Here is a 21960-nt window from a genome sequence, read left to right as displayed (position 1 = left end):
GAGATCCGGCAGGACCATCCCGGGTCCGGTCCGATCTGCGGCATGGCGCTCGAGCCCGCGACCGTGACCGCCGACAGCGGCCCCAGCCACGAGCTGGTCGATTTCACGCGGCGCTTCTGGGTCGGCCTGATGCTGGCCCTCCCGGTGCTGATCCTCGAGATGGGCGCGCATCTCTTTCCCGCGATCCATCGCCTCGTGCCGATGTCGATCTCGGTATGGATCCAGTTCGTGCTGGCGACACCCGTCGTGCTCTGGGCGGGCTGGCCCTTCTTCGAGCGTGGCTGGGCCTCGCTCAAGACCCGCACCCTCCACATGGTCACCCTGATCGCGATGGGGACCGGGGTCGCCTGGTTCTACAGCGTCGTCGCGACGCTCGCGCCCCAGCTGTTCCCGCCCGCCTTCCGCGGAGAGGACGGCATGGTTGCCGTCTATTTCGAGGCGGCCGCGGTGATCACTGTCCTCGTGCTGCTCGGCCAGATGCTCGAACTGCGCGCGCGCGAGCGGACCTCGGGCGCGATCAAGGCGCTGCTCAACCTTGCGCCAAAGACCGCGCGCCGGATCGGTTCCGATGGCAGTGAAGAGGAAATCAGCCTCGATCTCGTTGCGGTCGGCGACCGCCTGCGTGTGCGTCCCGGCGAGAAGGTGCCGGTCGATGGCGTGGTCGAGGACGGCCGTTCCTCGCTCGACGAGTCGATGGTCACCGGTGAGTCCATGCCCGTCACCAAGGCCAAGGCCGACACGGTGATCGGCGGCACGCTCAACCAGACCGGCGCGCTCGTTATCGTCGCCGACAAGGTTGGCCGGGACACCATGCTCGCGCGCATCGTCCAGATGGTCGCCGAGGCGCAGCGCTCGCGCGCGCCGATCCAGCGCATGGCCGATCAGGTGTCGGGCTGGTTCGTGCCCGTGGTCATCGCGGTCGCGGTGGTCGCGTTCATCGCCTGGGGCATCTGGGGCCCCGAGCCGCGCTTCGCCTACGGGCTGGTTGCGGCGGTCGCCGTGCTGATCATCGCCTGTCCCTGCGCACTGGGTCTCGCCACGCCGATGTCGATCATGGTCGGGGTTGGCCGCGGCGCCGGGCTCGGCGTCCTCATCAAGAATGCCGAAGCGCTCGAGCATATGGAAAAAGTCGACACGCTCGTCGTCGACAAGACCGGCACGCTGACCGAAGGCCGGCCTGCCGTCACCCAGATCGTGCCGGCGCCCGGCTTCGACGAAGCCGAACTGCTGCGGCTTGCCGCCTCGGTCGAGCGGGCCTCCGAGCATCCGCTCGCGCTGGCGATCGTCGAGGCCGCGAAGGATCGCGGCATCCCCACGAGCGACGTCACCGACTTCGATTCCCCCACCGGACGCGGCGCGCTCGGCACCGTCGACGGCCGCCGGATCGTGCTCGGTAATGCGCGGTTCCTCTCGGAAGAGGGCATAGCAACCGACGCGCTGGCGGAGCAGGCCGACGCCCTGCGCCGGGATGGCGCCACCGCGATCTTCATCGGCGTCGACGGCACCGTCGGCGGCGCCTTTGCAATCGCCGATCCCGTGAAGCAGACGACGCCGGAGGCCCTGGCCGCACTCAAGGCCGAAGGCATTCGCGTGGTGATGTTGACCGGCGACAACCGCACCACAGCAGAGGCGGTGGCAAGGCGGCTCGGCATTGACGATGTCGAAGCCGAGGTACTGCCCGACCAGAAGAGTGCCGTCGTCGCGCGGTTGAAGAGCGAGGGGCGCGTGGTGGCGATGGCCGGCGACGGGGTCAACGACGCCCCCGCACTGGCTGCCGCCGATGTCGGTATTGCCATGGGCTCGGGCACCGACGTCGCGATCGAGAGCGCGGGCGTGACGCTGCTCAAGGGCGATCTCATGGGCATCGTGCGGGCACGGCGGCTGAGCCAGGCGACCATGTCCAACATCCGCCAGAACCTGGTCTTCGCCTTCATCTACAATGTCGCCGGGGTGCCGGTGGCGGCGGGCGCGTTCTATCCGCTGTTCGGCATCCTGCTCTCGCCGATCATCGCGGCCGCCGCCATGGCGCTCTCCTCGGTCAGCGTGGTCACCAACGCGCTGCGCCTCAACCGGAAAGCGCTGTGAACATCGGGGAGGCGTCGAAGCAAAGCGGGGTCTCGGAGCGGATGATCCGCCATTATGAGAAGATCGGCCTCATCCCGGCGCCGCCGCGCCGGGGAGCGGGTTATCGCGACTATGGCGAGAGTGACCTCCATCGCCTGCGGTTCATCGCCAATGCCCGCGATCTCGGTTTTCCGATCGAGGAGATCCGGACCCTGCTCGGCCTGTGGGCCGACACGGGCCGCAGCAGCGCCGATGTAAAGCGGGTCGCGTTGGCGCGGGCGGAGGAATTGCAGCGCAAGTCCGAAGCGCTGACGACCCTGCGCGAGACCCTCGTCGATCTCGCCGAGCGCTGTCATGGCGACGAGCGGCCAGATTGTCCCATCATCGCCGAACTGAGTCTCGACAGAAAATGTTAGCGCCGGCCGCCTCTCGGACCAGACCCGCTCTGGCGGCCGGGGTGCTGATCGCACTTGGCATTCTCACGACGGGCCTCGCGATATATTTCCTCGCAGTCCGCCCGCCACTGCTGGCGGAGGATCTTCGCCATATCGGCGGCAACCCGCAGACCCTTTCGCCGGTATTGCGGGACTGGTTCGGCGGGATAGCTGGCTCGCCCGGGCGACCGCACTGAGCCTCCTGATCGTATTTGGCCGCTTTTCATACAGCAATGTCGTGCTGAGCTCTGACTTCTGGGGCTGGCATATGCGAGGCAATCCCTCCGTAGGACTACGGAGTGCGCAGAGGCTTCCTGCGCTTCAGGGCTTGTTGCACCGCAGCAGGAGCGAAAATGTGCAGAGTCGAAGCAATATCCCTGACCCGTTGGACGGTCTGGCCACGACGCTGGATCGGTCGAGCTTCGCCGCCATCGCGCAGCTGACTTCAGGCCAGTCGCCCGCCACTTTGGCGCAGTCTTTTTCCGACTGGTGGACGCACATTCTCTGCTCGCCAGGCAGGCAGCTGCAGCTCGCCGCCAAGGGCGGGCGCAAGCTGATGCGGCTCGCCGACTATGCCATGCGCAGCGCATCCGGCAGCGATCCCGAGCCGGCGATCGATCCGCTGCCCCAGGATCGGCGCTTCGCCGACGCAGCCTGGAAGCGCCATCCGTTCGACCTGATCGAGCAGGCCTTCCTGCTCCAGCAGCAATGGTGGCATGCCGCGACGACCGGCGTGAGCGGCGTCACCGGGCACCACGAAGCGATCGTCGAGTTCGCGACCCGCCAGATGCTCGACATGGTGTCCCCGACCAATTTCATCCCGACCAACCCCGTGCTCCAGCAGCGCATCCTCGAAACCGGAGGACAATGCCTTGTCGAGGGTGCGCGATTTTTTTTGCGACGACCTGGAACGCCTGGTACGCGGGGAGCCCGCAGCGGGCACGGAGGCCTATCGGGTCGGCGAGAAGGTCGCAGCCACGGCTGGCAAGGTCGTGTTTCGCAACAGGGTCATGGAACTGATCCAATATGCGCCCGCAACCGAGACGGTGCGTCCGGAGCCGATACTGATCGTGCCGGCATGGATCATGAAATATTACATCCTCGACCTGTCGCCGGAAAATTCGCTCATCCGCTGGCTGGTCGGGCAGGGCTACACCGTGTTCTGCATCTCCTGGCACAATCCCGACAGCGCCGACCGCGATCTCGACATGGAGGATTATCGCCTGCTTGGGCCGATGGCCGCCGTGGATGTCATCCAGGTGATTACCGGCACCGAGAAGATCCACGCGGCCGGCTATTGTATCGGCGGCACGCTGCTCGCCATCACCGCGGCCGCGATGGCGCGCGATGAAGATGAGCGTCTGGCGAGCGTGACGCTGTTCGCCGCCCAGACCGAGTTCAGCGAGCCGGGCGAACTTGGTCTGTTCATCGACGAGGCGGAGATCAACCTGATCGATGCGATGATGTGGGCGCGCGGCTTTCTCGACAGCAGCCAGATGGGCGGCGCCTTCCAGATGCTGCGGTCCAACGATCTGCTCTGGTCGCGCATCCTCTCGACCTATCTCATGGGCGAGCGCGAGCCGATGACCGACCTCATGGCATGGAACGCCGACGGCACCCGCATGCCCTATGCCATGCACGCGCAATATCTTCGGCGCCTGTTCCTCGACAATGACCTGTCCGAAGGGCGCTACGAGGCCGGCGGCCACCCGGTCTCGCTCTCGGGGCTGAGCATGCCGATCTTCATGGTGGGCACGGAAACCGACCATGTCGCGCCGTGGCGCTCGACCCACAAGCTCCACATGCTGACGGGCGCGGAGATCCGCTTCGTGCTGACGAGCGGTGGCCACAATGCCGGGATCGTCTCCGAGCCCGGGCATCCTCATCGCCATTATCGCATCGCGACACGGATGCAGGATGGCCCGGCGCCAGGTCCCGATGCCTGGCTGGAGCGGGCCGAGGTGCGCGAAGGGTCGTGGTGGCCGGAATGGAGTTCATGGCTTGGATCGCACTCGGGCGAGGCGGCGGCCCCACCGGCGATGGGCGCGCCCGAACGGAACTATCCGCCGCTCGGTGATGCCCCCGGGCGCTACGTGCTGGAGCGCTGAGCCATGGCCGCCGCCAACCTCATCGAGAACCGCACGTTCGACGAGATCGCCGTCGGCGATACGGCCAGCCTCACCCGCACGCTGACCGCCGACGACATCCAGCTCTTCGCGGCGGTGTCAGGCGACGTGAATCCGGCGCATCTCGACCCTGTCTATGCCGAAACGGACATGTTCCACAGGGTCATCGCTCATGGCATGTGGGGCGCGGGGCTCATCTCGGCGATCCTGGGAACCGAGCTGCCAGGGCCCGGTGCGATCTATCTCGGCCAATCGCTTCGCTTCACCCGCCCGGTGGGCGTCGGCGACACCATCACGGCCTGCGTCACCGTCGCGCAGAAGCGCGCCGAGCATCATGTCATCGTTCTCGACTGCACCTGCGTGAACCAGAAGGGCGAGACCGTCATCAGCGGCCAGGCCGAGGTCAAGGCGCCCACCGAGAAAGTCAGCCGGCCCCGCATGCCGCTTCCCGACGTGCGGATCGCCAGCCACGACCGCTTCCGCCAGTTGATGGCGCGCGCCAAGGACGGATCTGCGTGCGTCACGGCCGTGGTCCATCCGTGCAGCGCCGACGCCATGCGCGCAGTGGCTGAGGCCGCCGACGCCGGCATCGTCGTTCCGATTCTCATCGGCCCTGCGGCGCGTATGACGAATGCGGCGAAGGACGCCGGTGTCGATATTGCGGCCTTCCGGGTGATCGACGTCCCGCACAGCCACGCCGCCGCCGCCGAAGCCGTCGCGCGCGTGCGGGCCGGCGAAGCCGCGCTGCTGATGAAGGGCTCGCTTCATACTGACGAGCTCATGGGCGCGGTCGTATCGTCCGACACGGGCCTTCGGACCGAACGCAGGATCAGCCACGCCTATGTGATGGACGTGCCCGGCTATCCGCGCCCGCTCATCATCACCGACGCCGCGATCAACATCGAGCCGACGCTTGAGGACAAGGCCGACATCGCGCGCAACGCGATCGACCTTGCCCATGTGATCGGGATCGAACAGCCCAGGGTCGCGATCCTCGCCGCCGTCGAAACGGTCAATCCGAAAATGCGCACCACATTGGATGCCGCGGCGCTCTGCAAGATGGCGGACCGGGGCCAGATCGAAGGCGCGCTGCTCGATGGCCCGCTCGCCCTCGATAATGCGATCAGCGAGGCGGCCGTGCGCGAGAAAAGTATCGTCTCGCCGGTCGCCGGCCAGGCGGACATCCTGCTGGTGCCCGATCTGGAGGCCGGCAACATGCTCGCAAAGCAGCTGACCTTCCTGGGCGGCGCCGATGCCGCAGGCGTGGTGCTCGGCGCGCGCGCTCCGATCATCCTCACCAGCCGGGCAGACAGCGTGCGCACGCGCCTCGCCTCCTGCGCGCTCGCGGTGCTGCTGGCGCGGGCTGCGACCAAGGCGGCTCCCGGCGTTGCGGGACAGCGCCGCGATGGCTGAAATCCTGTGCCTCAACGCCGGTTCGTCGAGCCTTAAGTTCGCGCTCTACGCCGAGCCGGGCACTGATGAGCCCTCTTTGCTGGCGAGCGGCAAGATCGAGAATATCGGCCTTGAGCCGCACCTGATCGCGCGCGATGCGAAGGGGGATGTCCTTGCCGAGCGGCGCTGGACGAAAGACGGCACGATCACGCACGAGACGCTGCTCGAGGATTTGCTGCGGGAGATCGAAGCCTCGGTCGGCGACGATCTGATCGCGGTCGGCCATCGGATCGTTCATGGCGGCACCGACTATTCAGCGCCGGCGCGGGTCGACGCGCCACTCCTCGCCGCGCTCGAGGCGCTTTGCCCACTGGCGCCATTGCATCAGCCCCATAATCTCGCCGCGGTCCGCGCCGTCTCCAGGCTGCGCCCCGCTGTGCTGCAAGTCGCCTGCTTCGACACCGGCTTCCATCATGGCCAGCCCCCGATCGCGACGCGCCTCGCGCTGCCGCGCGCGCTTGGCGAAGAGGGCATGCGGCGCTACGGTTTTCACGGCATCTCCTACGAATATATCGCGCGGCAGCTGCGTTCGATCGATCCCGATACAGGCGGTGGCCGCACGATCGCCGCGCATCTCGGCAACGGGGCCAGCCTTTGCGCGATGGCCGGGGGGCGCAGCATCGACACGACGATGGGGTTCACCGCGCTCGACGGGCTGGTGATGGGTACGCGCTGCGGCGCGCTCGACCCGGGCGCGGTGCTCTATCTTTTCCAGCAGAGGGGCATGACGGCGCGTGAAGTCGAGCATCTCCTCTACAGTGAGTCCGGCCTTTTGGGCGTGTCCGGCGTCTCCAGCGACATGCGCGCGCTTCTCGGCAGCGAAACGCCCACCGCTGGGGAAGCGATCGAGCTCTTCGTCTGGCAGATCGCGCGCCAGGCCGGCGCTCTCGCGTCCTCGCTCGGGGGTCTCGACACATTCGTGTTCACTGCCGGGATCGGCGAGAATTCGCCTGAAATTCGCGCCCGCGTCGCCGGTCGGCTCGGCTGGCTCGGCGTGGACCTCGACGCGGACGCGAACCTCCGAGGAGATGCAGTCATCAGCGCGCCGTCCAGCCGTGTCGCCGTCCGCGTCATCCCGACCGATGAGGAAAGGATGATCGCTATCCACGCCGCCGATCTGCTGCGTGAGGAGCCGAAAGCATGAAACCTCTCGTCGATCTTACTGGCAAGCGCGGCCTGGTGATCGGTATCGCCAACGCGCATAGCATCGCGGCGGGTTGCGCCCAGGCCTTTCACGACTGTGGGGCGAGACTGGCGGCGACCTATCTCAATGGAAAGGCCGAGCCGTTCGTGGCGCCCGTCGCGGAGACCCTGGGAGTCGAATGGCTCGCCGCGTGCGATGTCCGGGTGCCGGGCGAAGTGGAGGCCCTGTTCGAGCGGGTGAAGTCCGAATGGGGCGGCCTCGATTTCCTGCTTCACTCGATCGCTTTCGCGCCGAAGGAGGATTTGCACGGCCGCGTCGTCGACAGCTCGGCCGAAGGCTTCGCGCTGGCGATGGACGTCTCGTGCCACAGCTTCCTGCGCATGGCGCGTCTCGCCGAGCCGCTGATGTCGGATGGCGGCTGCCTGCTGTGCGTCACCTTCTACGGGTCGGAGCGGGTGGTCGAGCACTACAACCTGATGGGGCCGGTCAAAGCGGCCCTCGAAAGCGCGACCCGCTATGTCGCGGCTGAGCTTGGCCCCAAGGGCATTCGCGCCCATGCGATCTCGCCAGGCCCGATCGCGACCCGCGCTGCCAGCGGCATCGACCGCTTCGACGAGCTGCTCGAACGGGCCGCGGCGACGGTCCCGCAGCACCAGCTCGTGACCATCGAGGATGTCGGAGGGCTCGCCGCCTTTCTGGTGAGCGATGCCGGCCGCCATATCACCGGCACGATCATTCCGGTCGATGGCGGTCAGCACCTGCTCGGCTAGGGCGGCTCGCCGCGATCGGGGGCTATCCTATTTGTCGCTGGTGGCCTGCTTCTCGCCGTCGCCCGGGCTTTTCTGCCCGAACCATGGTCCGACAATGGCAGCAAAGGCATCCAGCGCCCCGGGAGCCGTCGGAGCGCTCGCGACGGCCTGCCAGGCCTGCTGCCATTCCTCGAACGCCGATCTTGTGCCGGCAATCATATGCTCGCGGACCGTGGCCATGTCCTCGAACAGTGCCCGCGGTCCGGCCGGGCTGACCGCGCCGGCGTCCGACGTCTTGTCCGTCGCGCCCGCAATCGAGGCACGCGCCTCTTCGGCGAAGCGGCCGGCGGCGCGGTTGCCGACCTCGAGCGACTCTTCGCCACCTTTCCGGGCGACTTCGGCGAGCTTCAGCATCAGGCCGACATTCGCTTTGGCGAGCGCGGCGAGTTGATCAACGGGATAGGGCATGAAACGGTGAACCTTTCTCTTCGCGTTTGAGCTCTGGCATATCGGGCATAGCGCCCTGGCCTGAGGCCCATCGCGTCGCGCCGCCGTTATTCGGCGAGGCTGAATCAGAGAGAATCGGTAACTCTACGTATGCCGAATCTGCGGCTTGCCTGCGACGCTCAGCCAATGCACTTTTGGCTTGTCGTCCATGTCGTGCCCGCGGGCAGCGACTTCTACCCGTCCCGTCATGATCGCGGCACGGTCGGGCATGATTATGGTCTGACCCGGCAACCGGCATGGGCGTGATACCGTCCATAGCCAGGCTCGGCCGGATTGCGGCGCTGCGCGGTCCCGTCCTCGACGTCGAGTTCGACGAAGGGCCGCTGCCCGCGGTCAATGAAGCGCTGCGCGTCGATGCATCGTCAGGCCCGCTGGTCGCGGAAGTGCAGAGCCATATCGATGACCGCACCGTCCGCGCCGTCGCGCTTCAGCCGACCTCCGGTCTCGCTCGTAATGTCGGCGTGACGGCCTTGGGCGCCCCCATCGCGGTCCCGGTCGGAGACAAGGTTCTGGGGCGGCTCCTTACGCCGACCGGGCAGGTGGGTGACGGCGGCGCGCCGCTTGGGCCGGATGTTCCATTGAGGCCCATTCACCGCGCACCCCCGCCGCTCGAAGACCAGAACGCGGCGACGGCGATGTTCGAGACTGGCATCAAGGTCATCGATCTGCTCGCGCCGCTCGCCCAGGGTGGCAAGGCGGCGATGTTCGGGGGCGCGGGGGTTGGGAAGACCGTGCTGGTGATGGAACTCATCAACGCGATGGTCGCGCGCTATGAAGGTGTTTCCGTCTTTGCCGGCATCGGAGAGCGATCGCGCGAGGGCCATGAGCTGCTCACGGACATGCGCGGCTCGGGCGTGATCGACAAGACCGTGCTCGTTTTCGGGCAGATGAACGAGCCGCCGGGCGCGCGCTGGCGGGTAGGGCTGACCGCGCTCACCATCGCCGAATATTTCCGCGACGAGCAGAAGCGCAATGTCCTGCTGCTCATGGATAATGTGTTCCGCTTCGTCCAGGCCGGCAGCGAAGTCTCCGGCCTGCTCGGACGCATGCCTTCACGCGTCGGCTACCAGCCGACGCTGGCCAGCGAAGTGGCCGCGCTGCAGGAGCGCATCGCCTCGGTGCATGGAGCGGCGGTGACCGCGATCGAGGCGGTCTATGTGCCCGCCGACGATTTCACCGACCCTGCGGTCACCGCCATCTCCGCCCATCTCGACAGTTCCATTCTGCTCTCGCGCGCCATGGCGGCCGAAGGCATCTATCCCGCGGTCGATCCCCTGGGATCCTCGTCGATCCTGCTCGATCCGCAGGTCGTGGGCGATCATCATTACGCGCTCGCCCAGCAGGTCCGGGAGACGATCGCGCATTATCGCGAGCTCCAGGACATCATCTCGCTGCTCGGTATCGAGGAGCTGGGCCGCGAGGATCGGCTGATCGTCGGCAGGGCGCGGCGGCTGCAGCGCTTCCTGACCCAGCCCTTCATGGTGACCCAGGCCTTCACCGGGCAAGCCGGCCGTTCTGTGGGGCTGGCCGATACGCTGAAGGGCGTCGCGGCCATCCTGGCCGGCGCGACCGACGACTGGCCCGAGAGCGCCTTCTACATGGTAGGCGATATTGAAGAGGCACGCTCTCGCGTGGGGCAGGGCGCATGAAGCTGCGGATCACCGATCCGACCGCGATCCTCGTCGACACGGACGTCAGGTCGGTTCGCGCCGAGGATGCCAGCGGCAGTTTCGGCATCCTGTCGGGCCACGCCGATTTCCTGACCGCGCTTGGCGTCTCGATCGTCTCCTGGCGGGGCGCCGATGGCGCTCCAGGCTATTGCGCGGTGCGCAACGGCATTCTGACCGTAAGCCACGGCACGGGGGTCGCGGTCGCGACGCGCGAAGGCCATGTCGGCGATGACCTCGGAACGCTCGAGCATGACGTGCTCGCGCGCTACCGCGAGCGCGACGAGGGCGAACGATCCGAACGGACCGCGTCGGCGAAGCTCAGGATGCAGGCGATCCGCCATATGGTCGAGGCCCTGCAGGGTGGTGGCCGGGAGCTTGGTCTGTGACCGCGGACAAGCCCGAGCAGCCGATCGTCGAAGCCATCCGGACCCGCGCGGAACGGCGGCGGCTTGCGCAGCGGCTTCCTCCCGTCGCCCGCAATCTCGGCCAGATCGGCGTGCTCGGCTGGCAGATCGTCCTGCCCGCGCTGGTCGGTCTCGCGATCGGCCGCTGGCTCGACCACCGGCTGGATAGCGGCATCTTCTGGACCGCGCCGCTCCTGCTCGTCGGGCTCGCCCTCGGCTGCTGGTCGGGCTGGCGCTGGATGCACCGGCAATGAGCCAGCTCTCCCCCATCCTGTTCCTGGCCCTCGGATTTGCGGTCGGCCTCGCCCATTTCGCGGCCATCGCCAGAGAAGCCGACCTCGTCACCCATGGCGGCCCGGCATCGCGCGCGATCCTGCTCAGGCTCGGGCGTCTCGCCGTCACTATTCTGGTTCTCGTCATCGCCAGCCGGCAAGGGTGGCCGGCGCTTCTTACCGCAACAACCGGCTTCATGGGCGGGCGCCAGATCATGCTCCACCGGCTCGGAGGCGCCCGATGAAATTCGCGTCACCACTTGAAAGCCATGTGCTGTTCGCGATCGGTCCGGTGCCGATCAGCCAGCCGGTCGCCACGACCTGGGGCATCATGGCCTTCCTTACAATCGGAAGCTGGCTGCTGACCCGCCGCCTTGCGTTACGCCCAACCCGAGCCCAAGCGGCGCTCGAGCTGGTCGTCGAGACCGTCGCCGGCCAGATCCGCGAGACGATGGAGGCGGAACCGCAGCGTTATCTGCCGCTGATCGGCACGCTGTTCCTGTTCCTGCTGGTCGCCAACTGGTCGTCGCTGATCCCCGGCGTCGAGCCGCCGACGGCGACCCTCGAAACCGACGCGGCGCTGGCGCTGATCGTCTTCGGCGCGACGCTCTGGTTCGGCGTCCGCGCGCTCGGGCCCAGGGCCTATCTCGCGACCTTCGCGCGCCCCTCGATCCTGCTCGCCCCGCTCAATATCGTCGAGCTCTTCACCCGCAGCTTCTCGCTGATGGTGCGCCTGTTCGGCAACGTCATGAGCGGCGTCTTCATGATCGGCGTCGTGCTGAGCCTCGCCGGGCTGCTCGTCCCGATCCCGCTCATGGCGCTCGAAATGCTGACCGGCGCGGTCCAGGCCTACATTTTCGGCGCGCTCGCCATGGTCTTTATCGGGAGCGCTATCAGCGAGAACGGCGCCCGCCCGCCATCCAAACAGGAGTCCCCCGCATGAACTGGATCCATCTCGCCAGCATCCTCGGCGCCGCTTTCGCGATCTCGATCGGCGCAATCGCCCCGGCGCTCGGGCAGGGCAGGGCCGTCGCCGCCGCGATGGACGCGATCGCGCGCCAGCCCGAAGCCGCCAACACCGTCTCGCGCACGCTGTTCGTGGGCCTCGCGATGATCGAGACGATGGCGATCTACTGCCTCGTGATCGCGCTGCTGCTGCTCTTCGCCAACCCGTTCGCCTGACATGCGGATCGACTGGTGGACGCTCGCGCTGCAGGCGGTCAATGTCCTCATCCTCGTGTGGCTGCTCGGGCGCTTCCTGTTCCGTCCGGTGATGGATGCCATCGCGGCCCGCCAGGCATCGGCCCAGGCGCTACTTGACGATGCGGGGCACGCGAAGGATCGGGCCGAGGCCGAAGCGCAGGCGCTCAAGGAGCAGAATGAAGGCTTCGTCGCGGATGCGGCGGCTCGCCGCGCCGAGATCCGAACCGAGGCCGAAGCGGAGCGCCAGCGCCTCCTCGCGCAGGCCAGGCTCGAGGCGGACGCCCTCGTTGCGCAAGGTCATGCGACGATCGATGCCGAACACGGGCGGGTGGCGGCGCAGTGGCGGGAAAAAGCAGGGAGCCTCGCCGCCTCGATGGCGGGCACATTGCTCGCTCGACTCCCGCCCGAGCAGACGATGCAGGCCATGGTCGATGCCCTCAAGGCGCGGCTCAGGGAGCTTTCCGAGGCGGATCGCCGCAGCCTGACGGCAACCGGGCCTGTGACCGTCGCGACGCCCGCGCCGCTCACGCCCGATCTGCAGGCGGAGGTAGCGCGCGCGCTTGGCGAGATCCTGCCGGATACCGCGACCCCGATCTTCGCGGTCGATCCCAACCTCATTGCGGGCGCGGAGCTTCGCACGCCGCACGCCGTCGTGCGGAACAGCTGGCGCGCCGATCTCGACGCCATGGTGGACAGCCTCGACGAGGACGATCATGCCCGGATCGCCTGAAGACTGGCTGACGCAGGCCCAGAGCCGTATCGCGCGCGCCAATCTCGGGCCGCGTGTCGATGCGATCGGTCGGGTGGAATCGATCGGGGACGGCGTCGCCATGGTCTCGGGCCTTCCGGACGCGCGCCTCGACGAATTGCTGTATTTTGCCCGCGGCCAGACCGGGTTCGTCCACACGCTCGATCGTGAGCGGATCGGCTGCGTGCTGCTCCACGATGCCGCACAGGTGGAGGCAGGAGACACCGTAACCGGCTCGGGCGAGGTGGTGCGCGTGCCCGTCGGCGAGGCGTTGCTTGGCCGCGTCGTGGATCCGCTCGGCCGTCCGCTCGATGGCGGCGCGCCGATAAGGGCCAAGCGTTTTGACCCTGTCGAACGGCCGGCGCCGGCGATCATCGAGCGCGACCTCGTCGTCGAGCCGGTCCAGACCGGCACGCTCGCGATCGATGCGATGTTCGCCATCGGGCGCGGGCAGCGCGAACTCATTCTCGGCGACCGCGCCACCGGCAAGACGGCGCTCGCGGTCGACACGATCATCAACCAGCGCACGAGCGACATGATCTGCGTCTATGTCGCGATCGGCCAGAAAAGCTCGGCGGTCGCGCGCGTGATCGATCAGGTGCGGCGGCATGGCGCACCGGACCGCACCATCTTTGTCGTGGCGAGCCCCGCCGCGGCGCCGGGGTTGCAATGGATCGCGCCGTTCGCGGGCTTCACGATGGCCGAATATTTTCGAGATGCGGGCGGCCACGCGCTGGTGGTGCTCGACGATCTTACCAAGCATGCCGCGACCCATCGCGAGATCGCCCTGCTGACCGGACAGCCGCCTGGGCGCGAGGCCTATCCTGGCGACGTCTTCTTCCTTCATTCCCGCCTGCTCGAACGTGCCGCGCGTCTCTCGGCGGAGAAGGGTGGCGGCTCACTCACGGCCCTGCCGATCGCGGAGACCGATGCCGGCAATGTCAGCGCCTATATTCCGACCAATCTGATCTCGATCACCGACGGTCAGATCATTCTCGACGCGAAGCTGTTCGCGCAGGGGCACAAGCCCGCCATCGACGTGGGCACGAGCGTGAGCCGGGTCGGCGGCAAGACGCAGCTGCGCGTCCTGCGCGACGCGAGCGGGACCATGCGCCTCGACTACGCACAATTCCTGGAACTCGAGATGTTCACCCGTTTCGGCGAGCAGCCCGAGCCGCGCGTCCGGGCCCAGATCGAACGCGGCAAGCGCTTACGCGCCCTCCTCGTGCAGCCGCTGGCGAGCCCGCTGCGGGTTGTCGACCAGGTCGCGCTGGCCCTCGCGCTCGGCGAAGGGGTGCTCGATGACATGGCGGTCACGGAGATACCGTCGCTCCGCACGCGGCTGCCCGCCTGGATCGACGATCACGTCCCCGAGCTTTGCGCGCAGATCGAGCGGACCGGACAGATCGACACTGTGCAGCGGGCCGCTCTGGTCGCGGCGGTGAATGCGCTGCTCGAAAGCCAGCGGACGGGCTCCATGCCATGAGCGATCGTCTCGCCGAGATCGGCCACCGGATCGAGACCGTCCGCCAGCTCGGCGCGGTGGTCAATGCCATGCAGGGCATCGCCGGACAGCGGGCGCAGCAGGCGCGCTCGCTCCTGCCTGCGGTGCGACGCTATGCGGAAACCGCCCGCACCGCCATCGGCCAGGCGCGCCGCCTTGCCGAGCCACTGGCGCTTTCTTCGGCGCGCGCAGTTGGTGCTGCGAGAGGGGGGCTTATCCTGTTCGGTGCGGAGCAAGGCTTTGCCGGCGCCTTTCCGGAGCAGCTGCTCGACGGCGCTGCGGCCGACATGCAGGATAGGCATATTCTTCTGATCGGCGCACGCACGGCGGCGCTCGCGGCCGAGCGCGGGCTGCGCGTCGCATGGAGCGCGAGCATGCCGAGCAGGGCCGACGCGCTTCCCGCCCTGGCGACAAGCATCATCGACGCGCTCTACGACTATCTGGACGAGGCCGGCGCGGTGCCTGTCACCATGGCTTATCCGGTCTGGAGTAGCGGCAAGGGCGTGTCGATCGTGCGCGCGAGCCTCCTGCCGCTCGACCTCGACGCTGTCCCCGCGTCCAAGGCGGATTTGCCGCCGCTGATCAACCTCAAGGCGGCGGATCTCATCGGCGACCTGACCGTGGAATATGTCTTCGCGCAGATCTGCGCGGCGGCGGTCGAGACATTCGTCGCCGAGAATGAGGCGCGGCTGCGCACTATGGCGACCGCGCGTAGCCATATCGATCGCAAGGGCGAAGCCCTGCGCCTCGAGGAGCGGCTCACGCGTCAGGATCAGATCACCAGTGAAGTCGTCGAATTGAGCAGCGGGCGGCGGCGACAATGAATGCAGGGCAGGGATTTCTGCTTTTCCGCAAAAACGCGCAGAACCGCCATTGTCGTCGGCATCGAAGAGGGAGTTCATCATGCACTATAGTAGCGGGAACTACGAAGCTTTCGTGCGCCCCCGCAAGCCCGAAGGCGCCGACAGGAAGACGGCCTGGTTCGTCGGCTCGGGTCTTGCGGGACTTGCCGGCGCGGCGTTCCTGATCCGCGACGGCGGCGTCGCCGGCGAGCGGATCACCATCCTTGAGGAGTTGGATGTTCCCGGCGGCGCGCTCGACGGTCTCGACGTCCCCGAAAAGGGCTTCGTCATCCGTGGGGGTCGCGAGATGGAGGAGCATTTCGAATGCCTCTGGGACCTTTATCGCTCGATCCCCTCGCTGGAGATCGAGGATGCGAGCGTGCTCGACGAATTCTACCGGCTCAACAAGGACGATCCCAATTTTTCGCTGCAGCGCGCGACGCAGAACCAGGGCGAGGATGTGCCCGACAAGGCGCTGCTGACGCTCGGCGACCGCGCGCAAAACGACCTGCTCTCCGTCTTCCTCGCGACGCGCAAGGAGATGGAGAACAAGCGGATCAATGAGGTCTTCGGCGATGATTTTCTCAAGAGCAATTTCTGGCTCTATTGGCGCACCATGTTCGCCTTCGAGGAATGGCATTCCGCGCTCGAGATGAAGCTCTATCTCCATCGCTTCATCCACCATATCGGCAGTTTGGCGGATTTCTCCTCCCTCAAGTTCAACCGCTACAATCAATATGAATCGATGGTTCTGCCCCTGGTCAAATGGCTGCAGGATCGCGGCGTCAGGTTTCGCTACGGCGTCGAGGTCACCGACGTCGATTTCGATATCCGGCCGGGCTGCAAACAGGCGACCAGGATTGCCTGGATCGAAAACGGCGTCGAAGGCGGCGTCGACCTTGACCCCGACGATCTCGTCTTCATCACCATCGGATCGCTGACCGAGAATTCCGACAATGGCGATCATCATACACCAGCCATGCTGAATGACGGACCCGCGCCGGCCTGGGACCTGTGGCGCCGGATCGCGGCCAAGGATCCTGCCTTTGGCCGTCCCGACGTGTTCGGATCCCATATCCCGGAAACCAAATGGGCATCGGCGACCATCACCACGCTCGACGCGCGCATCCCGGCGTATATTCGCAAGATCGCCAAGCGCGATCCGTTCAGCGGCACGGTGGTGACCGGCGGCATCGTCACGGTCAAGGACTCGAGCTGGCTGCTGAGCTGGACGGTCAGCCGGCAACCCCACTTCAAGAAGCAGCCGAAGGACCAGATCGTCGCGTGGTTCTATGCCTTGTTCGTCGATCGGCCGGGCGACTATGTGAAGAAGCCGATGCAGGACTGCACGGGTGAGGAGATCACGCAGGAATGGCTTTATCATCTCGGCGTGCCGGTCGCGGATATCCTCGGGCTTGCCGCGACAGGAGCGAAGACCGTGCCGGTGATGATGCCCTACATCACCGCCTTCTTCATGCCGCGCCAGGCGGGCGACCGGCCGGACGTGGTGCCCGAGGGAGCGGTCAATTTCACCTTCATCGGCCAGTTTGCCGAGTCGAAGCAGCGTGATTGTATCTTCACGACGGAATATTCGGTGCGCACGCCAATGGAGGCCGTCTACACGCTGATGAAGGTCGAACGCGGCGTGCCTGAAGTGTTCAACTCGACCTATGATATCCGCACGCTCCTGGCCGCGATCGGGCCGCTCAGGGATGGCAAGGGGATCGACATTCCCGGCCCGTCCTTCCTCCGCAAACTGCTGATGAAGAAGCTCGAAGGGACAGAGATCGCCCAGTTGCTGGAAGAGTTTCACCTGATTTCGAAATAGCGATCGAAGTCCATCTGGCCGTTTGGGAGGGGCGAGCCCGCGCCCGAGCCGCCGGAACCTGCGTCGCCATGCCTTCGTCACCCGTTCGGTGAAGTCGAAGCATCATTCCGCCAACCCCTAGATGTGCTCCGGAGTGGCAAAGCCGAACGGAGCGCAGTTACATGGTTATGTCTTCAGGCTTACGACCGCTTTCCCATTCCCGCCGCAAAGGCGATTCTCAAGGTCTCGGAAAGTGTATGGGCGCCGAGTTTCGCCATAAGGCTCGCACGATGGACTTCGACCGTTCGGGAAGAGATGCCGAGGTCGTAGGCGATGGTCTTGTTTGGGTGCCCCTGAGCGAGACCCTCAAGGACGTCTCGTTCACGCGGCGTCAGAAGATCTATCTGCATCCTCGCTTCAGCTTCTTCGAGGGCACGGCTCTCTGCCCGGTCGATGCGCGCGAAGGCTCGGTCGACCGCAGTGAGGAGTACGGCCCTTTCGATCGGCTTGGCGAGAAAATCGACCGCGCCTGCCTTCATCGCCTGGACCGCCAGTGCAATGTCGCCATTTCCAGTCAGCACGACGATCGGCATGTCGATGCTTCTCTGTGTCAGGGCTGCCTGAACCTCGAGACCGTCCATATCCGGCATGTGCATGTCCAGAACGACACAGCCGGTCTCGGCTTCACCCGCAATCTTCAGAAAGTCCGGTCCCGATGCATAGGTCTCGACGATGAAACCCGCTGTTCGTAACGTGAACCCCACCGCTTTCCTGATTGTCTCCTCGTCATCGACGATATGAACGACGCGCTTTTCCGCCATGATCCCCCTGGCAATTCGAACCTACTATGCTGCAGCGTCAGTCACGTTGCCGCTTCGCGCGCGCCTTGTGCGGGTTGGACCATAGTCCAAGGTCAAGAGGGATTTTGCGCCTCACGAACTCGGCGATCACGCCGGCATCTGGCGAGCCAAAGCGCGGACGACATGCTGTCGGCAGGTTCAAAGAGCTATTTCAGGGAGGGGCGCCTGCGTGGCCCACAGTCCTGCTTACGGGACGTTGCGGACCGCCTCCGCGATCACCGGCATCATGTCGATGTCGTTGGAGGTGTGAACGATCGTGTTCGTGCTGACGATGCGCCCCACATACCCGCCCAGAACCTGCGCTGCGTCGCCCGCGAAGAGGGGATGAACCACCACACAATCGGGCGGTGCGAAACCCATGCCGGCGAGCTGGCGTGCCGCGACGGCGAGCGTTCGCCCTGACGAGGCGATATCGTCGACCAGCACTGCCTGGCGGTCGAGAAATGCCGAGGCGTCAGGGATCGAAATCGTCACCTCACGGTCGCCGGACCGCACTTTCTCGCAGACGAGGAACGGCGCATCGGCGTCCGCCGCGACCTGCGCGACCCATTGCTCGCTTTCCATGTCGGGCCCGATGATCAGCGGCCGGACGACGTTACGTTTGATCCATGCTGCCAGGAGCGGGGCCGCATGAACGATCTGGGTCGGAATGCGATAGATCTCTGCCAGCGCATGGTAGCGATGGAGATGAGGATCGACCGTCACCATCCAGTCGAGATGGCGAGACAGGAGGGCGGCAAAGGTTCGCGACGTGACCGCCTCGCCGGGATGGAAGCGCACGTCCTGGCGCATATAGGCGAGATAAGGGGCGACGAGACCAAGCTTGAGGGCACCAAGCTCGCGAAGCGTGTCCGCGGCGAACAGAAGCGGCAGCAGCTTCGCGTCCGGACGATCGAGGCTCGACAGAAGGACAACGTGCCGATCGGCGACATCGCTTTCGATCCTGAGATAAGTCTCCCCGTCGGGAAACTGGCGATGTTCCAGTGTTCCCGGCTCCGCGTCGAGGGCGGTGCACAGGGCCTGCAGCAGCGCCTCGCTCCCGGGAAGCGCGAAGACGATTGTCCGGCTCATTCAGCAGTAATCCCGAAGATCGCGCCATCGCTCACCGCGAATGCCGCGGCATAGTCGAGTTCGCCGGGGCTCTCGGCATGAATGGTGCACAGCGGCGCGCCTGCCTGCACGGTCTGGTGCAGGCGGCTGTGGAGCGCGACCCCCGCTGCTTTGGCTGTCGGAGCGCCGGCGAGCTTGGCGACCGTCGCGAGCTTGCGATTGTCGATGCTGACGATCCTGCCGCTATGGGGTGCGATCATATCCTGCTGAAACTTGGCGACCGGCGGTTCGCGCATGCCGCCCTGGGCCTCGCAGATGCGTTGGAATTTCGCCCAGGCCCGGCCGCTTTCGAGGCTTTCCAGCGCGCGCGCGAATCCTCCGCCGGTCGGTGTCGCTCCCGCCAGCTCGAGGAGGCCTCCGGCGAGTTCGCATGCCCGGTGCGCGAGATCCTCTGCGCCGGGTCCGCCCTGGAGCACGGCCAGTATCTCCTGGGCTTCGAGCGCCGGGCCGATGCCACGGCCAATCGGCTCGACGCCCGGGCCGCATATCACGCGGGTGCGCAGGCCAAAGGCCTCGGCGACCGCGGTCAGCGCCGTCGAGAGCGTTTCGGCTGCCTCGGCGCTGCGCACCTTGGCGGTCGGGCCGACCGGGATGTCGATCACGAGATGGGTCGCGCCGGCGGCAATTTTCTTGGAAAGCACCGAGGCCACCATCTGTCCGACCGCGTCGATGTCGAGCACCCGTTCGACCCCGATGATCACATCGTCGGCCGGGCTGAGCTTTACGGCGCCGCCCCAGGCGATACATCCACCCTCGCGCTCGACCACCCGGCGGATCGCGGGCACGTCGAGGTCGACGGGCGCCAGCACTTCCATCGTGTCGGCAGTGCCGGCCGGCGAGGTGATCGCGCGTGAGGACGTCTTGGGCATGATCAGGCCTTCGGCGGCCATGATCGATACGATGATCGGCGTCGTGCGATTGCCCGGCAATCCGCCGACGCTGTGCTTGTCGACGATGACGGCACCGGCCCAGCTCAGCCGCTCTCCGACATCGACCATGGCCCTCGTGAGCCCGACGGTTTCATCCTGATCAAGCGGGACCGCCGAACAGGCCGTCACGAAGGCCGAGAGATGGACATCGCTGTACCGGCGCTCGGCAATGTCAGTGATGATCGCCGAGAAGGCCGCTTGGCCGAGTCGGTTCCCGTAGATACGACGCCGCACGTCACTGAGCGAGGCAAGCGGCTGGGAATGCGCGATCTCCACCAGGTCGCCGTCACTGACGCCGAGTCGGTGCCAAGCCGCCTCGGACAGGCCAATCTCGCCGGGTGCCGGAATATCGGCCGAACTGTGCAGCAGGGAGACCACCACTTCATGGCCGCCGGCGCGGAGGCTGATTTGAGCGCGGGATGCGAGCCCTTCGGATCGACAGACCGGGCAGTCGTGACGCATGACTGCAATCGGATCGTTGCCGGCTGCGGTAAGGCCGAGGCGTCGCGCCCGTAGCGTCGTCGCGATGGGCTCTGCATCGGTTTCTTCGATTGCGGGGGCGCTCACGCCAGCATGCCCCAGCTTCCTAGCGCCGGGACGCTGGAGGACCAGCTCAGTTCTTCCGAGATGCGCTTCGCCAGCACATGTGCGCCGGTGGGCTCTCCGTGGGTGATGAACACATGTTTTGGCACCTCGTGCAGCGAGCCGAGCCATCGCATGAGCTCATCGCTGTCGGCGTGCGCAGACAGCATGGTAAGGTTTGCGACCTCGGCCTCGACCGGAATATATTCGCCGTGGATCTTGATCGTCCGGGCACCGCTGATCATCGCCGCGCCGCGCGTCCCCGCCGCCTGGAAGCCCGAAAAGAGGACGAGATTCTTTCCGTCCGGTGCGAAGCGCTTGAGATGATGCAGGACACGGCCACCAGTCGCCATGCCGCTTGCCGAGATGATGACCTTGGGGGCGTGATTCGCGGTCAGCTCCTTGGACTCCTCTACTTCGCGCACATAGTGCGCGACTCCGCAGGCCGCCTCGCACTCCGCGCGACTCAGCCGGTGCTCCCCCATGAAGTCGCACATCAGCCCGCTCGCGTTGATCGCCATGGGGCTGTCGAGATAGATAGGGATGTCCCGCAGACGGCCGTCGGCACGCAGACGTGAAAGGTGATAGAGGAGCGACTGCGCGCGTCCCACGGCGAAAGCCGGGATCACGACCGTGCCGCCGCGCCTGACGCACCGCTCGATATGGTCCCCCAGCGCTCTTGTCGGGTCGATCTGCTCGTGGCGGCGATCGCCATAGGTGGACTCCACGAGGACATAGTCGGCGCGCGCGGGCGGCTCGGGATCCTTCATCACCGCGTCGCCGTAACGCCCGATGTCGCCGGAGAAGAGGATCGTGCGACCTTTCCAGTTGATCTCGATCGACGCGGCCCCGAGGATATGGCCGGCGCGATGATAGCGTGCCTTGATGCCATCCGCGATCACGTGCCATGCTCCGAACTCGATCGTTCGGAACAGTTGCAGCGCCAAGCGCGCGTCGGCCTGGGTGTAGAGCGGCAGTGCCGGTTGGTGCTTCGAAAAACCGTGACGGTTGGCGAACTCCGCGTCCTTCTCCTGAAGATGACCGCTGTCCGGCAGTAGAAGCTCGCACAGAGCTTCGGTGGCCCGTGTACTGAGAACGGTTCCTCCCCACCCGAATCGTGCCATCCGGGGCAGCGCGCCGGAATGATCGAGATGCGCATGGGTGAGCAGCACCAGGTCGACATCGGCAACCTCGGGCGGAATCGGCGCCCAATTGAGGCGGCGCAGATCCTTCGGACCCTGGAACAGGCCGGAATCGATGCCCACCTGCGTCTCGCCATCATCCACTAGGTACCGAGAGCCCGTTACGGTCCCCGATGCGCCGAGAAAGGCGATGCCGAGGCCATCTGCTGAGCGCTCCGCGAGATCGATACGCGCTTCTTGTTCGAGGATAGCCGTGCCGAAATGGCTGCGGGGGCGATGCTTCTTTTTCCTCTTGTGCATGAATCCTTGCCTGCCTCTCACGTTTATATGCGTGAGCGCAGCATTGGTGGGCTCGTACCTCGAGCCTATACGCAAAAGCCGCAGCAAGCCTGTTTAGCCTCAGTGCCGGTG

General features: G+C 66.2%; 20 protein-coding genes and 1 pseudogene. 16 read left to right on the top strand and 5 right to left on the bottom strand.

Annotation, left to right across the window (positions count from 1 at the left end; genetic code table 11):
• The 6 genes and pseudogenes from ACZ9HU_RS16640 to fabI all read left to right on the top strand — a co-directional run.
• A partial coding sequence (locus tag ACZ9HU_RS16640) for a copper-transporting P-type ATPase (protein WP_476106542.1) occupies positions 1-2085 on the top strand: 2085 nt, incomplete at its 5' end.
• The gene (cueR, locus tag ACZ9HU_RS16635) at positions 2082-2480 is read left to right on the top strand and encodes a Cu(I)-responsive transcriptional regulator (RefSeq protein ID WP_476106541.1); all 399 of its coding nucleotides are present in this window, start codon (positions 2082-2084) and stop codon (positions 2478-2480) included. The genes ACZ9HU_RS16640 and cueR, both read left to right, overlap by 4 nt.
• 403 nt (positions 2481-2883) lie before the next feature.
• Positions 2884-4606 (top strand): annotated as a pseudogene (locus ACZ9HU_RS16630) (PHA/PHB synthase family protein).
• Between the two features lie 3 nt (positions 4607-4609).
• The gene (locus tag ACZ9HU_RS16625; RefSeq protein WP_021245224.1) at positions 4610-6037 is read left to right on the top strand and encodes a bifunctional enoyl-CoA hydratase/phosphate acetyltransferase; all 1428 of its coding nucleotides are present in this window, start codon (positions 4610-4612) and stop codon (positions 6035-6037) included.
• Entirely contained in the window at positions 6030-7220 is a 1191-nt protein-coding gene (locus ACZ9HU_RS16620; protein WP_237364623.1) for an acetate/propionate family kinase, read from the top strand. Before ACZ9HU_RS16625 ends, ACZ9HU_RS16620 begins: the two co-directional genes overlap by 8 nt.
• Positions 7217-7990, top strand: a complete 774-nt coding sequence (fabI, locus tag ACZ9HU_RS16615; RefSeq protein WP_037448018.1) for an enoyl-ACP reductase FabI — start codon at positions 7217-7219, stop codon at positions 7988-7990. The genes ACZ9HU_RS16620 and fabI overlap by 4 nt, the downstream gene beginning before the upstream one ends.
• Positions 7991-8017: 27 nt before the next feature.
• Here the strand turns inward: fabI and ACZ9HU_RS16610 are convergent, their stop codons facing one another.
• Positions 8018-8437 (bottom strand): hypothetical protein, encoded by a 420-nt coding sequence (locus ACZ9HU_RS16610; protein WP_017501314.1) that lies wholly within the window; start codon positions 8435-8437, stop codon positions 8018-8020.
• 275 nt (positions 8438-8712) lie between these two features.
• Between ACZ9HU_RS16610 and atpD the strand changes: the two genes are divergently transcribed.
• From atpD to ACZ9HU_RS16560, 10 genes are all read left to right on the top strand, one after another.
• Positions 8713-10125 (top strand): F0F1 ATP synthase subunit beta, encoded by a 1413-nt coding sequence (gene atpD / locus ACZ9HU_RS16605; RefSeq protein ID WP_037448022.1) that lies wholly within the window; start codon positions 8713-8715, stop codon positions 10123-10125.
• Positions 10122-10532, top strand: a complete 411-nt coding sequence (locus ACZ9HU_RS16600) for a F0F1 ATP synthase subunit epsilon (protein ID WP_037448025.1) — start codon at positions 10122-10124, stop codon at positions 10530-10532. The genes atpD and ACZ9HU_RS16600 overlap by 4 nt, the downstream gene beginning before the upstream one ends.
• Positions 10529-10804, top strand: a complete 276-nt coding sequence (locus tag ACZ9HU_RS16595) for an AtpZ/AtpI family protein (protein ID WP_476106540.1) — start codon at positions 10529-10531, stop codon at positions 10802-10804. Before ACZ9HU_RS16600 ends, ACZ9HU_RS16595 begins: the two co-directional genes overlap by 4 nt.
• Entirely contained in the window at positions 10801-11067 is a 267-nt protein-coding gene (locus tag ACZ9HU_RS16590; RefSeq protein ID WP_454798705.1) for an N-ATPase subunit AtpR, read from the top strand. Before ACZ9HU_RS16595 ends, ACZ9HU_RS16590 begins: the two co-directional genes overlap by 4 nt.
• Positions 11064-11765, top strand: coding sequence for a F0F1 ATP synthase subunit A (locus ACZ9HU_RS16585; protein WP_021245230.1), 702 nt, complete (start codon positions 11064-11066; stop codon positions 11763-11765). Before ACZ9HU_RS16590 ends, ACZ9HU_RS16585 begins: the two co-directional genes overlap by 4 nt.
• Positions 11762-12004 carry a F0F1 ATP synthase subunit C gene (locus tag ACZ9HU_RS16580; RefSeq protein WP_017501321.1) on the top strand — a complete coding sequence of 81 codons (243 nt, stop codon included), beginning with the start codon at positions 11762-11764 and terminating at the stop codon, positions 12002-12004. The genes ACZ9HU_RS16585 and ACZ9HU_RS16580 overlap by 4 nt, the downstream gene beginning before the upstream one ends.
• A gap of 1 nt (position 12005) precedes the next feature.
• The gene (locus ACZ9HU_RS16575) at positions 12006-12755 is read left to right on the top strand and encodes a F0F1 ATP synthase subunit B family protein (protein ID WP_476106539.1); all 750 of its coding nucleotides are present in this window, start codon (positions 12006-12008) and stop codon (positions 12753-12755) included.
• On the top strand, positions 12739-14259 hold the full coding sequence (locus ACZ9HU_RS16570) for a F0F1 ATP synthase subunit alpha (RefSeq protein WP_476106538.1): 1521 nt from the start codon (positions 12739-12741) through the stop codon (positions 14257-14259). Before ACZ9HU_RS16575 ends, ACZ9HU_RS16570 begins: the two co-directional genes overlap by 17 nt.
• Positions 14256-15101 carry a F0F1 ATP synthase subunit gamma gene (locus ACZ9HU_RS16565; protein WP_476106537.1) on the top strand — a complete coding sequence of 282 codons (846 nt, stop codon included), beginning with the start codon at positions 14256-14258 and terminating at the stop codon, positions 15099-15101. Before ACZ9HU_RS16570 ends, ACZ9HU_RS16565 begins: the two co-directional genes overlap by 4 nt.
• Positions 15102-15180: 79 nt before the next feature.
• A complete protein-coding gene (locus ACZ9HU_RS16560) occupies positions 15181-16947 on the top strand; it encodes an oleate hydratase (RefSeq protein WP_476106536.1) in 1767 nt (588 codons plus the stop codon).
• Between the two features lie 179 nt (positions 16948-17126).
• On the opposite strand, the gene ACZ9HU_RS16555 is transcribed toward ACZ9HU_RS16560, so the two are convergent.
• The 4 genes from ACZ9HU_RS16555 to ACZ9HU_RS16540 all read right to left on the bottom strand — a co-directional run bounded on the left by ACZ9HU_RS16555 (position 17127) and on the right by ACZ9HU_RS16540 (position 21849).
• Positions 17127-17747 (bottom strand): response regulator transcription factor, encoded by a 621-nt coding sequence (locus ACZ9HU_RS16555; protein ID WP_476106534.1) that lies wholly within the window; start codon positions 17745-17747, stop codon positions 17127-17129.
• Positions 17748-17972: 225 nt separating this feature from the next.
• A complete protein-coding gene (locus ACZ9HU_RS16550) occupies positions 17973-18857 on the bottom strand; it encodes a ribose-phosphate pyrophosphokinase (protein WP_476106533.1) in 885 nt (294 codons plus the stop codon).
• Positions 18854-20392 carry a thymidine phosphorylase family protein gene (locus ACZ9HU_RS16545; protein WP_476106532.1) on the bottom strand — a complete coding sequence of 513 codons (1539 nt, stop codon included), beginning with the start codon at positions 20390-20392 and terminating at the stop codon, positions 18854-18856. Before ACZ9HU_RS16545 ends, ACZ9HU_RS16550 begins: the two co-directional genes overlap by 4 nt.
• Positions 20389-21849, bottom strand: coding sequence for an MBL fold metallo-hydrolase RNA specificity domain-containing protein (locus tag ACZ9HU_RS16540; protein WP_476106531.1), 1461 nt, complete (start codon positions 21847-21849; stop codon positions 20389-20391). Before ACZ9HU_RS16540 ends, ACZ9HU_RS16545 begins: the two co-directional genes overlap by 4 nt.
• Positions 21850-21960: the final 111 nt, after the last annotated feature.

It is taken from the genome of Novosphingobium sp. Sphag1I, from assembly GCF_056279125.1.
Note: the sequence above shows the minus strand (reverse complement) of the source record. Positions and strands in the feature narration are given on the sequence as shown.

What these genes read in the sequence shown, in the direction of transcription:
- ACZ9HU_RS16540 (WP_476106531.1), bottom strand. Translation starts at nt 21,849, where the DNA reads ATGCACAAGAGGAAAAAGAAGCATCGCCCCCGCAGCCATTTCGGCACG.
- ACZ9HU_RS16570 (WP_476106538.1), top strand. Translation starts at nt 12,739, where the DNA reads ATGCCCGGATCGCCTGAAGACTGGCTGACGCAGGCCCAGAGCCGTATC.
- ACZ9HU_RS16580 (WP_017501321.1), top strand. Translation starts at nt 11,762, where the DNA reads ATGAACTGGATCCATCTCGCCAGCATCCTCGGCGCCGCTTTCGCGATC.
- ACZ9HU_RS16585 (WP_021245230.1), top strand. Translation starts at nt 11,064, where the DNA reads ATGAAATTCGCGTCACCACTTGAAAGCCATGTGCTGTTCGCGATCGGT.
- ACZ9HU_RS16620 (WP_237364623.1), top strand. Translation starts at nt 6,030, where the DNA reads ATGGCTGAAATCCTGTGCCTCAACGCCGGTTCGTCGAGCCTTAAGTTC.
- fabI (WP_037448018.1), top strand. Translation starts at nt 7,217, where the DNA reads ATGAAACCTCTCGTCGATCTTACTGGCAAGCGCGGCCTGGTGATCGGT.
- ACZ9HU_RS16610 (WP_017501314.1), bottom strand. Translation starts at nt 8,437, where the DNA reads ATGCCCTATCCCGTTGATCAACTCGCCGCGCTCGCCAAAGCGAATGTC.
- ACZ9HU_RS16555 (WP_476106534.1), bottom strand. Translation starts at nt 17,747, where the DNA reads ATGGCGGAAAAGCGCGTCGTTCATATCGTCGATGACGAGGAGACAATC.
- ACZ9HU_RS16600 (WP_037448025.1), top strand. Translation starts at nt 10,122, where the DNA reads ATGAAGCTGCGGATCACCGATCCGACCGCGATCCTCGTCGACACGGAC.
- ACZ9HU_RS16590 (WP_454798705.1), top strand. Translation starts at nt 10,801, where the DNA reads ATGAGCCAGCTCTCCCCCATCCTGTTCCTGGCCCTCGGATTTGCGGTC.
- atpD (WP_037448022.1), top strand. Translation starts at nt 8,713, where the DNA reads ATGGGCGTGATACCGTCCATAGCCAGGCTCGGCCGGATTGCGGCGCTG.
- ACZ9HU_RS16575 (WP_476106539.1), top strand. Translation starts at nt 12,006, where the DNA reads ATGCGGATCGACTGGTGGACGCTCGCGCTGCAGGCGGTCAATGTCCTC.
- ACZ9HU_RS16625 (WP_021245224.1), top strand. Translation starts at nt 4,610, where the DNA reads ATGGCCGCCGCCAACCTCATCGAGAACCGCACGTTCGACGAGATCGCC.
- ACZ9HU_RS16550 (WP_476106533.1), bottom strand. Translation starts at nt 18,857, where the DNA reads ATGAGCCGGACAATCGTCTTCGCGCTTCCCGGGAGCGAGGCGCTGCTG.
- ACZ9HU_RS16565 (WP_476106537.1), top strand. Translation starts at nt 14,256, where the DNA reads ATGAGCGATCGTCTCGCCGAGATCGGCCACCGGATCGAGACCGTCCGC.
- ACZ9HU_RS16560 (WP_476106536.1), top strand. Translation starts at nt 15,181, where the DNA reads ATGCACTATAGTAGCGGGAACTACGAAGCTTTCGTGCGCCCCCGCAAG.